The sequence below is a fragment of the Asanoa ferruginea genome (assembly GCF_003387075.1).
GTDB classification, from domain to species: domain Bacteria; phylum Actinomycetota; class Actinomycetes; order Mycobacteriales; family Micromonosporaceae; genus Asanoa; species Asanoa ferruginea.
In genome coordinates this window covers 7,648,016-7,660,633 of record NZ_QUMQ01000001.1, presented here as the reverse complement: position 1 = coordinate 7,660,633, position 12,618 = coordinate 7,648,016, and the positions used below count along the sequence as shown (strand labels likewise).

The 12,618-nt window shown below is 70.2% G+C and carries 13 protein-coding genes and 1 pseudogene; 6 read left to right on the top strand and 8 right to left on the bottom strand.

What is annotated here, in order from left to right; genetic code table 11:
* The 5 genes and pseudogenes from DFJ67_RS44180 to DFJ67_RS35800 form a co-directional block, all read right to left on the bottom strand.
* Positions 1-1,227 (bottom strand): annotated as a pseudogene (locus tag DFJ67_RS44180) (amino acid permease); the annotation flags it as partial.
* Positions 1,228-1,293: 66 nt separating this feature from the next.
* Entirely contained in the window at positions 1,294-2,025 is a 732-nt protein-coding gene (locus tag DFJ67_RS35815; RefSeq protein ID WP_116073206.1) for an alpha/beta fold hydrolase, read from the bottom strand.
* A 116-nt stretch (positions 2,026-2,141) separates the two neighbouring features.
* Positions 2,142-3,020: a cyclase family protein gene (locus DFJ67_RS35810; RefSeq protein ID WP_116073204.1), complete on the bottom strand. Its 879-nt coding sequence runs from the start codon at positions 3,018-3,020 to the stop codon at positions 2,142-2,144.
* A gap of 55 nt (positions 3,021-3,075) precedes the next feature.
* The gene (locus DFJ67_RS35805) at positions 3,076-3,870 is read right to left on the bottom strand and encodes an alpha/beta fold hydrolase (RefSeq protein WP_116077037.1); all 795 of its coding nucleotides are present in this window, start codon (positions 3,868-3,870) and stop codon (positions 3,076-3,078) included.
* A complete protein-coding gene (locus DFJ67_RS35800; protein ID WP_170216133.1) occupies positions 3,867-4,763 on the bottom strand; it encodes a LysR family transcriptional regulator in 897 nt (298 codons plus the stop codon). Before DFJ67_RS35800 ends, DFJ67_RS35805 begins: the two co-directional genes overlap by 4 nt.
* Positions 4,764-4,941: 178 nt before the next feature.
* Between DFJ67_RS35800 and DFJ67_RS35795 the strand changes: the two genes are divergently transcribed.
* Together DFJ67_RS35795 and DFJ67_RS35790 are read left to right on the top strand one after the other, a co-directional pair.
* Complete coding sequence (locus DFJ67_RS35795; RefSeq protein ID WP_116073200.1) at positions 4,942-5,496, top strand: dihydrofolate reductase family protein; 555 nt, start codon at positions 4,942-4,944, stop codon at positions 5,494-5,496.
* 29 nt (positions 5,497-5,525) lie between these two features.
* Complete coding sequence (locus tag DFJ67_RS35790; protein ID WP_116073198.1) at positions 5,526-6,185, top strand: MSMEG_1061 family FMN-dependent PPOX-type flavoprotein; 660 nt, start codon at positions 5,526-5,528, stop codon at positions 6,183-6,185.
* Here the strand turns inward: DFJ67_RS35790 and DFJ67_RS35785 are convergent.
* On the bottom strand, positions 6,176-6,787 hold the full coding sequence (locus tag DFJ67_RS35785; protein WP_116073196.1) for a TetR/AcrR family transcriptional regulator: 612 nt from the start codon (positions 6,785-6,787) through the stop codon (positions 6,176-6,178). The two genes, DFJ67_RS35790 and DFJ67_RS35785, sit on opposite strands and share 10 nt — an antisense overlap.
* An 86-nt stretch (positions 6,788-6,873) precedes the next feature.
* Between DFJ67_RS35785 and DFJ67_RS35780 the strand changes: the two genes are divergently transcribed.
* A complete protein-coding gene (locus DFJ67_RS35780; RefSeq protein WP_116073194.1) occupies positions 6,874-7,953 on the top strand; it encodes an aldo/keto reductase in 1,080 nt (359 codons plus the stop codon).
* Here DFJ67_RS35780 and DFJ67_RS35775 read toward each other — a convergent pair.
* Positions 7,907-8,704 (bottom strand): methyltransferase, encoded by a 798-nt coding sequence (locus DFJ67_RS35775; protein ID WP_170216132.1) that lies wholly within the window; start codon positions 8,702-8,704, stop codon positions 7,907-7,909. The genes DFJ67_RS35780 and DFJ67_RS35775 overlap by 47 nt on opposite strands.
* Before the next feature lie 140 nt (positions 8,705-8,844).
* Between DFJ67_RS35775 and DFJ67_RS35770 the strand changes: the two genes are divergently transcribed.
* Positions 8,845-9,777, top strand: coding sequence for a zinc-dependent alcohol dehydrogenase family protein (locus DFJ67_RS35770; protein ID WP_116073192.1), 933 nt, complete (start codon positions 8,845-8,847; stop codon positions 9,775-9,777).
* A 23-nt stretch (positions 9,778-9,800) separates the two neighbouring features.
* Here DFJ67_RS35770 and DFJ67_RS35765 read toward each other — a convergent pair whose 3' ends face one another.
* Positions 9,801-10,595, bottom strand: coding sequence for a MarR family winged helix-turn-helix transcriptional regulator (locus DFJ67_RS35765; RefSeq protein ID WP_239097069.1), 795 nt, complete (start codon positions 10,593-10,595; stop codon positions 9,801-9,803).
* A 205-nt stretch (positions 10,596-10,800) separates the two neighbouring features.
* On the opposite strand from DFJ67_RS35765, the gene DFJ67_RS35760 reads away from it, so the two are divergent.
* Both DFJ67_RS35760 and DFJ67_RS35755 read left to right on the top strand, forming a co-directional pair.
* Positions 10,801-11,403: a TetR/AcrR family transcriptional regulator gene (locus DFJ67_RS35760; RefSeq protein WP_203783340.1), complete on the top strand. Its 603-nt coding sequence runs from the start codon at positions 10,801-10,803 to the stop codon at positions 11,401-11,403.
* A complete protein-coding gene (locus tag DFJ67_RS35755) occupies positions 11,400-12,578 on the top strand; it encodes a GDSL-type esterase/lipase family protein (protein WP_116073188.1) in 1,179 nt (392 codons plus the stop codon). Before DFJ67_RS35760 ends, DFJ67_RS35755 begins: the two co-directional genes overlap by 4 nt.
* Positions 12,579-12,618: the final 40 nt, after the last annotated feature.

Here is a 12,618-nt window from a genome sequence, read left to right as displayed (position 1 = left end):
GTCGATGAACAGCATGCCGACCGCCACCGCCGCCATCGCGACCGCCGCGCTGGCGCTGGTGCGCCAGCCGCCCGGCAGCGACAGCGGCGAGCGGCGGACCTCGTCGGCCGTGCGGCGGCGGCGGAAGGACGCGTGGGTCGCGAAGATCAGCACCCAGGTCGTGATGGCGCCGAACATCACGATGCCGAGCATCTTCGCGAACGCGTCGTCGGGCGAGACCAGGGCGACCGTCACCGCGAACGGCAGCCCGACGGCGGAGGCCGCGACCGCGTTCACCGGCACGCCCCGGCGATTGACCCGGGTCGCCCACCTCGGCGCCTGACCGTCGACGGCGAGTGAGAACAGCGTGCGGGTCGACACATAGACGATCGCGTTGAGCGCGGACAGCGCGGCCGTGAGGACCACGAAGTTCATCGCCGCGGCCGCGATCGGCAGGCCGGCCCAGTCGAAGACGCGCACGAACGGGCTCGCGGTGAGCTCGCCGTCGGGCGCCGCGGCGACCGCATGAGCGACGCAGACCACGATCGCCATGCCGAGCAGATAGAAGACGCACAGCCGCAGGATCGTCCAGCGGGCGGTGCGGGCGAGGTCGAGGCTGGGGTTGCGGGATTCGGCGGCCGCGAGTGCGAGCGTCTCGGTGCCGCCGAAGCTGAAACTCGCGACGACCAGCGCGACGGCCAGACCCGTGATGCCCTGCGGCAAATAGGACGGGGCATCGGTGAACGCGGTCAGGCCGACCGCGGGCCGGTTGGGCAGCCCGACCGTGACGAGCACGACGCCCAGCACGAGGAAGGCGACGATCGCGGACACCTTGATGGCGGAGAACCAGTATTCGAGCGTGCCGAAGGCACGCACCGAGAACAGGTTGGTCACCACGACTGCGGCGGCCGACAGCGCGACAGGGATCCAGAGGGGCACCTGCGGCCACCAGTAGCGCACGTAGATCCCGACGGCCACCGCCTGGGTGCCGGTGCTGATGACGACGACACCCCAGTACAACCACCGCTGGGCGAACCCGGCGAGGGGCCCGAGATAGCGGTAGGCGAACGCGCCGAACCCGTTGAGATCCGGGTTGGCGGCGGCCATCTCGATCGCGGCGTAGGTGAGCGCGACCGCCAGCACGGCGGCGACGAGGTAGGCGAGCAGCACGGTCGGGCCGGCCATCGAAACGGCCAGCCCGGACCCGAGGAACAACCCGGTGCCGATGACGCTGCCAATCGTGAGCATCCCCATCTGGCCGGACGAGAGGCCGCGATGCAGCACCGGTGGTGAAACACCCATCGAGATGGCTGGTCAGTCGGCGACGACAGTGCTGGCCGCGGCGACGATGGTGTCGAACGCGACCTTCGGGTGGGAGAGCATGGAGACGTGTGAGCCCGCTACGTCGGTGATCGTGGCTCCGGCCCGCTCGGCCATCCGGCGCTGGGTGTCGGGCGGGATGACCCGGTCCTCCGTGCCGACGACGGCCCAGCTCGGCAGGGTCTTCCACGCGGGCGGCCCGGACGGGGTGGCATTGGCGCCGAGGGTGATCGGCCGCTGCCCTTCGGCGACGAGCCAGCGGTCGGCTTCCGCCAGGTCCTGTGCGAAGGCGCTGTGGACGGTCTCGGCTTTGAGGTAAACGTCGGCGTCGCCTTCGGGCGCGCCCGGATACCCGGCGATGTCGAACACGGTCGTCGGGTCGGCGACGGCGATGGCCGAGCCGGATCCGCCCAGGATGCTGAAGACGGTCTCGCCTTCGTCGGGGATGAACGCGTTGACGTAGACCAGCGCGCGCACGTCGCCGCCGGCGGTGGCCGCGTTGGTAATGACGACGCCGCCGTAGGAGTGACCGACGAGCACGACCGGCCCGGTCGTCCGCTGGGCAAGGAACGAGGCGAGGTAGGGCCCGTCGGTGTGGACGCCGCGCAGCAGGTTGGGCGGCGCGAGAACGCTGAATCCGTGCCCGCGCAGCAGGGACGCGACGGGACTCCAACTCGAGGCGTCGGCCCACGCGCCGTGCACGAGGACGATGGTCGGATTCGGCATGTCGATTTCTCCTTCGCTCGGTGACTCCGTTCGCCGACCAACCTACGAATGGCCTCTTGACGAGCACTGAACGAGACCGACCGCCGACCACCTCCGCTCGTTCGGCGCCCGTCAAGTCAGAACAGGGCGATGGGGTTGACCGGGACGCCGGTCAGGCCGTGGATGCGCGGCGGGGCGATCGTGAGCAGAAAGGTGTAGCGCTCCAGGCTCGCGCAGAGCGCTGCCAGGTCGTCGAGGTGGACCGCGTCTATCAGCGGCATCGCCAGCCGGCCCAGGCCGACCGCGTGCAGCGGCGAAGGGCCGTCCGAGTCCAGCGGCGGAAACGCGTCTCCACGGTCGCCGGCGAAGACCGCGACGCCGCGGCGGTGCATCCAGCGCACCGCGTCGACCGTGATGCCCGGCGTCGGCGTGCCTGGCACCGGTGTGGACGGCCAGCCGAGTCGCACGACCAGCGCGTCGCCGGGTTCCACCTCGACGCCCTGGCGCTTCTCGGCCTGGTCGAGGTCGTGGGAACTCACCGCGTAAGCGGGGGCAAGCGGCCCGTCCACGGCGAGGTCGAGCAGAACACCCCGCGTCACGATTCCCGCGGCGAACGCCGTTGTCGACGCGTGTGTCACACCCTCGGCGGTCACGACCTGGGCCCGCGGCCGACCGGGATAGACCTCGCCGTCGTGCGACCAGTGCGCGAGTGCGTCGATGTGGGTCGACTTCACGTGGTGGTTGGTGACCATCATCAGATCGGCCGCCACCCCGACACCGGTGTGTGACATCAGGTGCTGGACGGGGGAGACGTCGACGGTCGTCGGTGCGAACGGACCGCTGACCATCGGGTTGGGCGTGATCGGCCGGGCCAGCGACGCCCACCGTCCGACCCGCACCTCCGCGGCGGCCTTCGCGCGCACCTCGTCGGTGATGAGGTTGAGCGTCCCGAGCTCGTCGTCGGCCCCCCACCGGCCCCAGTTGTCCGGCAGGTCAGCAACAGTCGCACCAGTCATGTCTGACGGCCCCTCTCGTCATTCGAACCCGGAGGTCTAACGACGTCGCGCGGCGTCAGGCCATGGCCTGGAACGTCCGTAGCGCGTGCACCCAGGCAGCTGGCTGTTCCAGGTGCGCGTCGTGGCCGGCGTCGGGAATGACGACGTGGCTGACATCGGGGCGTAGTGACAGCATGCGCTGCACCTCAGTGGCGGCCATGGTGCCGTTCTCGCCCTGCACCAGCAAGGTCGGCACCTTTATCCGCTGCCACTCGTCCCAACGCGCGCTGTCCGCGACGGCCGCGATGGTGGCCCGCATGACCTCTGGCTCGAATCGCGGCCAGAGCCCGTCGGTGCGTCGGTCGAGGTCTCGCAGCCAGGCCTGGGCGATCGGGGTGGAGCCGAGGAAATCGGTCGCGCTCTCGAGATCGGCGAACGGCACCGGCCACGACGCGAACCAGTCACCGAGCCTGGCCGGGTAGTCGTCCTCGCCTCCACCCACACCGGCTTCCAGCAACACCAGCCGGTGCACGAGGTCGGCATGCCAGGCCGCGAACAGCATCGCGGTGTGCCCGCCCATCGACTGACCCACGATCGTCACCGGGCCATCGCTAGAGACCTTCTCGACGACGGCGACCACGTCCTCGACGTACGCCCGGCGGGAAAGGTCCGTCGGTCTTCGGGTTGAATGACCATGTCCGCGCTGGTCCATCGCGATGACGCGGTAGTCCGGTATCAGCGCCTCGGCCGTCGGCGCCATTTCCTGTCCGCTGCCGGCCAGGCCGTGCAACAGGACGATCACGTCGTCGCCCGTTCCACCGTCGAGATAGGACAGGGTTACGCCGTCGCGGCGGACTTGCCGTCTTGTCAGCACCGTTCCGGAAGCTCCTCGACCATGTCGAGCAGGGCGTCGCGGTTCGGGTCTGCGACGTCTCGCAGGCCGACTAGTGCGCACGTGGACGGTGGCAGGTCACGCAGCGGGATGGCGACCACATCGGGGTGCTGGAAATGCGCCGCGAATGGCGCCACCGTCGCGTGCACGAGACGGCCCCGCGCGAGGAGGTAGAGGAGCTCGGCATTGTCGTCGACCGGCGCGTCGACGAACCGGATCGGCCGCCCGGAGGGCGTCCTGGCCGGGCAGGTCGCTTCGGCCTGCTGCGCGGTGAGTCCGTAGGGTCGCCGGATGTCGTGGCCTGCGAGGTCCTCGATGGACAGGTCGGCGCGGTCGGCCAGCGGATGGGTCCGGCCGAGCATCACCACGCGCTGGTCGGCGTGGCTCAGGACCGGGCCGACGACGATGTCCGGCTCGTCGAGGGGCAGGCGCGCCACGACGAGATCGACCTCGCGACGGCGGAGGGGACCGAGGCGATCGTCGAACGGCGTCGTGCTCAGCCGCACCGTGGCACCGGGGTACGTCGCCTCGAAGCGCTCGATGGCCCGGCTCAAAACGTCGACCCCGGAGGCGGCGTTCAGCAGGCCCACGCGAACCACACCTGGCCCACCGCCCCGAAACGCGGCTGTCCGCAGCACCCGGTCGAGGCCGGCGACCGCAGGAGCGAGCTCGGCGCGCAGTGCCCGGCCGGTGTCGGTCAGCTCGACCACGCGGCTCGTGCGGCGGAACAGCCGTTGACCGCCCAGCTTCCGTTCGAGCGTTCGCACGGTCTGGCTGACGCGTGAGGTGGTGAGGCCGAGGCGTGCGGCGGCGCGCCCGAAGTGCAGTTCCTCCGAGAGAACGAGGAACAGGCGCAGCTCTCGCAAGTCCACGTCCGGCATCGTGAATCGAGGCTACACGTTCCGCGTAGCAGATCGCCGTTGATGGAGCCCCGTCCCCACCACGAGCGTTGAGCCATGGATTCCGGCGAAATGCTCACGGTGGGTGCCGGTTGCCGTCCACGGGTTCGGGAAGTTGTTCGACGGGAACAACACTAAGGAGAGATAGGTCATGCGAAACGTCATTCTGTATATGTCGATGTCGTTGGACGGGTTCGTCGGCAGCGACCGGGAGCACCCCGGGGTCGCGATCCCCGAGGGCGCGGAACTCAAGCAGTGGAAACTCGACCGCATCAGCACGGTCGGTGCCCACCTCATGGGCCGGGTCACCTACCAGGAGATGTCGTCGTTCTGGCCGCAGTCGGACGATGCCTACGCGACCCCGATGAACGACATCCCGAAGATCGTGTTCTCGCAGACGCTCAGTGACGCCGAGGCGACCTGGCCGGTCACCCGGGTCGCGCGGGGTGACCTCGCGACCGAGGTCGCCGCGATCAAGGCCGAGCCCGGGCCCGACGTCGTCGTGTGGGGCGGCCGGCGGTTCGCCGGCGCGCTGGCCGCGGCAGATCTGATCGACGAATACCGCCTCCTGGTCCAGCCGTTGGTCCTCGGCCAGGGACAGGCCTTGTTCGACCAGCTGCCGCAGTCGCGACACCTGAACCTCATCGAGGCCGTGTCTTTCCCCAGCGGCATCGTTGTCCACAGCTACCGGCCGCAGCGCACCTGACGACAGCCAAAAACATTAGGGTCGATGGCATGACGCCAGCCCTTACCGCCAGCGCCTTCGACTCGTTGCGCATCGACGCTGTGCCCGACCAGGAGGCGCTGCGCCGGGTCTACGAACTCCCGAGCGACGCGGCCGTGCGCAAGCAGATGACCGAACTCACCGAGCAGACCCGGCAGTTGATCGGATGTTCGTCGCTGGTCCTGGTCGCCAGCGTCGACGCCGAGGGCAACTGTGACGTCTCACCGCGCGGCGGCCCGGCCGGGTTCGTCGCCGTCCTCGACGCACGGACGGTGGCGATCCCGGACGCGACCGGCAACAAGCGGCTGGACACCCTGCAAAACGTCATCGCCACCGGGCGGGCCGGGCTGCTGTTCATCATCCCGGGGCGCACCACGACGCTGCGGATGAACGGCCGCGCCTGTGTGTCCACTCGCCCCGACCTGCTGTCGCAGCTGACCGCGGTGGGCAAGCCGCCGGCCAGTGCTCTGGTGCTGGGGATAGACGAGGTTTACCCGCACTGCCCCAAGTCGCTGCTGCGCAGCGGCGCCTGGAAGCCGGAGCAGTGGCTGCCGGCCGACGCCCAGCCGACCTCGGCCGAGGTGACGCTGGCTCAACTGCGGATGCCGGAGCTGACGATCGCTGACATCGAGCAAGCGGAGGCCGATTCGCTCAAATACCGCTACGAGTGACTCCGGTGATACGTGCCCGCGCGGGCGGCGGTGGCGGCGGCCTGTGCGGCGCGGTCGGCAGCGGCTTCGTCGAGGTCTTCGCCGGTGACCAGCAGGCGGTAATACAGCGGTGCGGACACCGCGCGGATGACCTCGTGTGGGTCGGTGTCTTCCGGGACCTCGCCGCGCTCGATGGCGAGGGTGACGCAGGGCGCCCACTCGTTGATGCGGGTTTCGTAGAAGTGGCGCAGGGCCTGTGCGGTCCGCGGGTCGGAGATGGCCGCGGCGATGATCGCTTTGAACAACGGTCCCTGGCGCGGGTCGGTCAGGGTGCGCTGCACGAGGTGGGCGTTGGCGGTCAGGTCGCCGAGCAACGTGCCGGTGTCGGCGCGTGACACCGACTGCTCGGCCATGTCGAGCAGCAGGTCGGCGACCAGGTTGGTGACCGTGCCCCAGCGCCGGTAGACGGTTGTCTTGCCCACGTCGGCGCGGCGGGCGATGTCGGCGAGGTCGAGCTGGGCGAAGCCGTGTTCGGCCAGGGCGTCGCCCGCGGCGTCGAGCACCGCCGCCCGCACCCGGGCGGTGCGCCCACCGGGCCGCACGGAGCCGGGTTCGACACTCATAACGGGTCTCCAGTTCCATTAACGGGCCGGTGCGTGCTAGCGTCGAGCTTAACGGGACAACAGTACCGTTAGGAAGGGGAGATCTCATGGAATACCGGTGGTTGGGTGCGTCCGGGCTCGCCGTCCCGGCGCTGAGCTTCGGCACCGGCACCTTCGGGGGAACGGGACCGCTCTTCGGCGCCTGGGGCAACACCGATGTCCAGGGCGCGCGCCGGCTCGTCGACATCTGCCTCGATGCGGGAGTCAACCTGTTCGACACCGCCGACGTCTACTCCGACGGTGCGTCCGAACGCGTGCTCGGCGAGGCTCTCAAAGGCCGGCGGGACAAGGTATTGGTGTCCACCAAGCTGGGCCTGCCGACGGGGGAGGGGCCCAACGACGCCGGCACCTCGCGGGCCCGGCTGATCCGCGCCTGCGACGACGCGCTGCGCCGGCTCGACACCGAGCACATCGACCTGTTGCACCTGCACGCGTTCGACGCGCGTACCCCCGTCGACGAAGTTTTGTCCACCCTGGACGATCTGGTCACCGCCGGGAAGCTGCGTTACGTCGGAGTCTCCAACTTCTCCGGCTGGCAACTGATGAAATCCCTCGCCGCCGCGGACCGCCACGGGTGGCCACGCTATGTCGCGCATCAGGTCTACTACTCGCTGGTCGGCCGCGACTACGAGTGGGAGCTCATGCCGCTCGGCCTCGACCAGGGTGTCAGCGCACTGGTCTGGAGCCCGCTGGGCTGGGGGCGGCTCACTGGCCGGATCCGACGTGGCCAGGCCCTGCCCGCCGGCAGCCGGCTGCACCAGACGGCCGAGTTCGCGCCGCCGACGACCGACGAGCACCTGTTCGACGTCGTCGACGCGCTCGACACGGTCGCGCACGAGACCGGCCGGACCATCCCGCAGGTCGCCATCAACTGGCTGCTCTCCCGGCCGACCGTCGCCTCGGTCATCATCGGCGCCCGCGACGAACGGCAACTGCGCGACAACCTGGGCGCGGTCGGTTGGAGCCTGACGCCGGACCAGATCGCCCACCTCGACAAGGCCAGCGAACGTCCGGCGCCCTACCCCTACTTTCCCTACTACCGGCAGGCCGGCTTCGCCCGCGTCAACCCTCCGGCACTGCTCAGCCCGGGCGGCGTCCCCACGCCGAGATCAACGGCGCGAGGGTGAGGTCGAGCTCGCCGGCCTCGATCGCGGCCAGGTGCGCGTCGAGCTCGGCGTCGTCGGCCAGCCCGGCGGCGAGCAACTCGGCGCGGACCAGCCGCACGGTCGCGGCCTCCAGCCGGTCGCAGGCCAGCCCGCCGACCGGGAAGAAGCCGGACGCCGAGACATCCACCAGGCCCACCGCCCGCAACGCCCGCGGCAGCGTGCGGCCGAAGCGCAGATCGGCGCCGCGACGGGTCATCAGCTCCCGGACCGCGCGCCGCAGCCGGTTGGCACGCTGCTGCGCCGGGCCGACCTCGTCGAGGCAGGCCAGCGGTTGCAACTCGGTGTCGGCATCCTCGATCAACAGCCAACCACCGGGCCGCAGCGCCGCCACCATCGTCGCCAACGCTTGAGCGCGGTCGGGGACATGGACAAGCACAAGCCTTGCGTGTACGAGGTCAAACGTGCCCGGCTGCGGCGCCGGGTCCGCGACGATGTCGTGCCGGAGCACCTCGTAGTCCGCGTGCGGATCCAACCAGGCCGGGTTGATGTCGGTGGCCAGCACGTGACCCGTTGGTCCGACGGCGGTGGCCAGTGCCTCGGGAATGCTGGGGCCTCCGGCACCAACTTCCCAGCAGCGCCAACCCGTCCTGGCTCCGAGCCGGTCAACGTGCCCACGCGTGACGCCGTCGAACAGCTCCGCCAGCCAGGTGAACCGCTCACCCGCCTCCACCCGCGCGTTGTCCAGCAGGTAGCGGTGATCAGGAGACGTCACACCCCCGTTCTACCAGCACAGAGGCGGCCGCCCGGCCGGCGGGCCGATCACGTACCCAGGGAAGTAGGCATTTGCCGACGATCCGGTTCGCAAACTGGCAAGATCGGTAAAAGCGTGTGTCAAGACCAAGGATGCGAGCAATGAGAGCTCTGCGGTACGACCAGTTCGGCGACGCCGAGCAGATGCTCAAGCTGGTGGACCTGCCCGAGCCGGGTGCGCCGGGAGCCGGCGAGGTCCTCGTCGACGTGTTGTATGCGCCGCTGAACTTCCACGACCTGTTGCGCATCGGCGGCTATTTCGCCCCGCCTTCGCTGCCCGCGGTGGCGGGCAACGAGGGGGTCGCGCGCGTGGCCGCGGTCGGCGACGGGGTCGACAACGTCGCGCCGGGCGACATCGTCGTGCTGCCGCTTCTTCTGGGAACGTGGCGGGAGCGCCTGATCGCCCCCGCCGCGGGCCTGGCGCCCCTGCCGGACGGCGACCTCCAGCAATACTCCATGCTCGGCAGCAACACGCCCACCGCCGGGCTCGCGCTGTCGCAGTACGTGCCGCTGGCCAAGGGCGACTGGGTCGCCCAGTCAAGCGGCAACGGCGGTGTCGGCCGCAACGTCATCGCCCTCGCCAAGCACCGGGGCTTCCGGACCGTCAGCATCGTGCGCCGGCCGGAGGTGGTCGACGAACTCGTCGCCGCCGGGGCCGACGCCGTGGTGGTCGACGGACCGGACACCGTGGCGCAGATGTCCGCGGCGGTCGGCCAGGCACCGGTGCGACTCGCGATCGAGAGCGTGGGTGGTCAGATCGCCGAAAAGCTGATCGATCTGCTGGCGCCCGGCGGCACGCTGGTGCGCTACAGCGCGACCGACCAGCTCGACGGCAAGGGTGCCGACGTCGAGTTTCTGTCGACGGCCACAATGGACTTCCCGACGAAGGTCGCCCCCATCATCGCCGAGGCCGTGCCGTTGGTGACGTCCGGCGCTCTTCGGGTGCCCATCGAGGCCGTCTACGACCTCGCGGACATCAAGCCCGCCATCGCCCACCTCAAGCGCGGCGGCAAGATCCTTCTTCGTGTTGGTTGATCGCGCCCGGTGGTTGACGCCGCTCAGTCGTCCGCGGCCCGCACCGCGGCGGCGATCGGCTCGAGTCCCGCGACCAGGTCGTCGAGTTCGTCCGCGCTGAGCACGTCGTACGCCGGCGCCGCCAGTTCGTCGGTGCGGGCCTCGATTCGCTCCTTGGTCTCCCGGCCGGCGTGGGTGAACCCGCCGGCCGAGTCGACGAGGCCGCGACGGCGCAGCCCGTCGACGACGGTGGCGAGCCGGGCCTTGGGCAGGTGGTGGAGCCGGCCGAACTCCTCCGCCCGCATGCCGAGGGAAAGCGCGAGCAGGACGTGGGCCTCGGTGCCGCCGATGCCGTGGGCGAGCAGGGCGGCGTTGTGGCCGTCTCCACGATGCTCGCGCAGCAGCGTCGTCGCGTGCCAGAGCCTGGCGACCGGCTCCTGGGGTAGGTCGAGCGCGCGGAGCCCGGCGTAAAGGACTCGGCCCTCGATCGGCGCGCTGACCGCTGCCCGGGTGGCGAGGTCGGCGGTCCGCACGAGAGCTGGCGAGTCGGCGAGTTCCCCGATCATCTGCCGCAGTGCGGCGGCGCTGCTCCGCTCGCGTACGACGATCGCTTCTTGCGGGGTGATCTTTCCCCAGACCCACGGGATGTGTCGCGCCACCTCGCCGTCGGCGAAGTTGTAGAAGACCGCGTGCACCACCTCAGCCGGTGCCTGCCCCAGCGGCGCGGCCCGGCCGGCGAAGTATCCGTCCCAGTAGTTGCGCATGCCGAGAGCCAGGAACGCCTCGGTCGGCAGTTCGGAAAAGGTGACGGTGGCGATCGGCTCGATGAGCTCGAACACGCGGTGGATGGTGGCCTGCGGGTGCGACATCGCTCGGTCTCTCCTGTGGTCATGTCGGCGCCCTCGTGGGCGGCCTCTCACCCTCGCTACGAACAACGCGGCCCGGATCCGACAAGGGTTGACGCGCGGCCGGAGTGGGCCAGCGCCCAGTTGCCTAATTCCTTTAGGTTGTTGCATAGTTGTATTAGGAAGTGGGGTGGTGAGCGTGGCCCGAGCGGGTGTGACGCCGGAGCGTCTGGTGCAGGCTGGCGCGGAACTGGCCGACGAGGTCGGCTTCGACGGCGTCACTGTCTCCGCGCTCGCTCGGCGGTTCGACGTCAAGGTGCCGAGCCTGTACTCGCACGTGCGGAACTCCCGCGACCTCAAGACCCGGATCACCCTGTACGCCCTGGCCGAGCTGGCCGACCGCAGCGCCGCGGCGCTGGCCGGGCGGGCCGGACGGGACGCGCTGATCGCCCTCGGCACCGTCTACCGCGACTACGCCCGCGAGCATCCCGGGCGGTACGCCGCGGCCCGCCTGCGCCTCGACCCGCAGACCGCTGCCACCAGTGCCGGACCCCGGCACTCCCAGCTGATGCGCGCGATCCTGCTGGGTTACCGCTTGGAGGGGGCCGACCAGGTCCACGCCGTCCGGCTGATCGGCAGCACCTTCCACGGCTTCATCAGCCTCGAACTGGCCGGCGGCTTCGAGCACAGCGAGCCCGACCCGCAGGAATCGTGGGAACGGATCATGGACGCCCTCGACGCCCTGCTGCGCAACTGGCCCGCCCCGTCAACTCACACCCCGACCTTTGAAGTGGCCTCATGAGCACCTGGATCACCACACCCATCACCACCGATCTCCTGCACGGCGCCGCCGAGTGGGAACGCACCGAGCACGGCCTGCGGCCGCACCGGCTGCCGGGGTGGGCCCGCGCGCAGAGTCCCGACCCGCAACTGCACCTGGTGGAGGCCCAGCCATCCGGGGTACGGGTCCGCTTCCGGACTGCCGCGACCGCGATCGAGCTCGACGCCGTGGCCACCCGGCGCGTCTTCACCGGCCTGCCGGCTCAGCCGCCCGGCCGCTACGACCTGCTCATCGACGGCCGCCTGGCCGGGCAGGGCAGCGTGCCCGGCGGCAACATCGTGACCATCGACATGACCACGGGGAAGGCTGAACACCGGACCGGGCCGGCCGGCACGGTCTCGTTCACCGGCCTGCCGGGCACCGAGAAAAACGTCGAGATCTGGTTGCCGCACAACGAGATCACCGACCTGGTCGCTCTGCGCACCGACGCCCCGGTCACGCCGATCGTGGGAGGTGACCGCCCGGTATGGCTGCACCACGGCAGCTCGATCAGCCACGGCTCTAACGCCGCGAGCCCGTCCACCACCTGGCCGGCGCTGGCGGCAGCGCGGGGCGGTGTGGAACTGCTCAACCTGGGTCTGGGTGGCAGTGCGCTGCTCGACCCGTTCACCGCCCGCACGATGCGGGACACGGCCGCCGACCTGATCAGCGTCAAGATCGGCATCAACCTGGTGAACACCGATCTGATGAGGATGCGGGCGTTCACGCCGGCTGTGCACGGCTTCCTCGACACGATCCGGGACGGGCACCCTGCCACGCCGCTGCTCGTGATGTCACCGATCTACTGCCCGATCCACGAGGACACTCCTGGGCCTGGGGCCTTCGATCTCGAGGCCCTGCGCGAGGGGCAGGTCAAGTTCGTCGCGACCGGCGACCCTGCCGACCGCGCCGCCGGGAAGCTGACACTGCGAGTGATCCGTGACGAGCTCGCGCGGATCGTGGCCGAGCGCGCCGTTCGTGACCCCCACCTGCACTACCTGAATGGGCTTGAGCTGTATGGCGAGGCGGACTTCGCGGAGCTGCCGCTGCCGGATCGGCTGCATCCGGATGCTGCCACGCATCGCCGCATGGGCGAGCGTTTCGGACAGCTGGCGTTTGCGGAGAAGGGCGCTTTCGCCGGCGCCCGCAACGGGTGACGGGGCGGGGCCGGCGCCACCAGCGTGCTGCCGAACCGAT

Bases quoted from the DNA above. Each gene is read 5' to 3' on its own strand.
- DFJ67_RS35815 (WP_116073206.1), bottom strand. From the start codon at position 2,025: ATGCCGAATCCGACCATCGTCCTCGTGCACGGCGCGTGGGCCGACGCC.
- DFJ67_RS35810 (WP_116073204.1), bottom strand. From the start codon at position 3,020: ATGACTGGTGCGACTGTTGCTGACCTGCCGGACAACTGGGGCCGGTGG.
- DFJ67_RS35795 (WP_116073200.1), top strand. From the start codon at position 4,942: ATGCGAAACGTCATTCTGTATATGTCGATGTCGTTGGACGGGTTCGTC.
- DFJ67_RS35790 (WP_116073198.1), top strand. From the start codon at position 5,526: ATGACGCCAGCCCTTACCGCCAGCGCCTTCGACTCGTTGCGCATCGAC.
- DFJ67_RS35785 (WP_116073196.1), bottom strand. From the start codon at position 6,787: ATGAGTGTCGAACCCGGCTCCGTGCGGCCCGGTGGGCGCACCGCCCGG.
- DFJ67_RS35780 (WP_116073194.1), top strand. From the start codon at position 6,874: ATGGAATACCGGTGGTTGGGTGCGTCCGGGCTCGCCGTCCCGGCGCTG.
- DFJ67_RS35770 (WP_116073192.1), top strand. From the start codon at position 8,845: ATGAGAGCTCTGCGGTACGACCAGTTCGGCGACGCCGAGCAGATGCTC.
- DFJ67_RS35755 (WP_116073188.1), top strand. From the start codon at position 11,400: ATGAGCACCTGGATCACCACACCCATCACCACCGATCTCCTGCACGGC.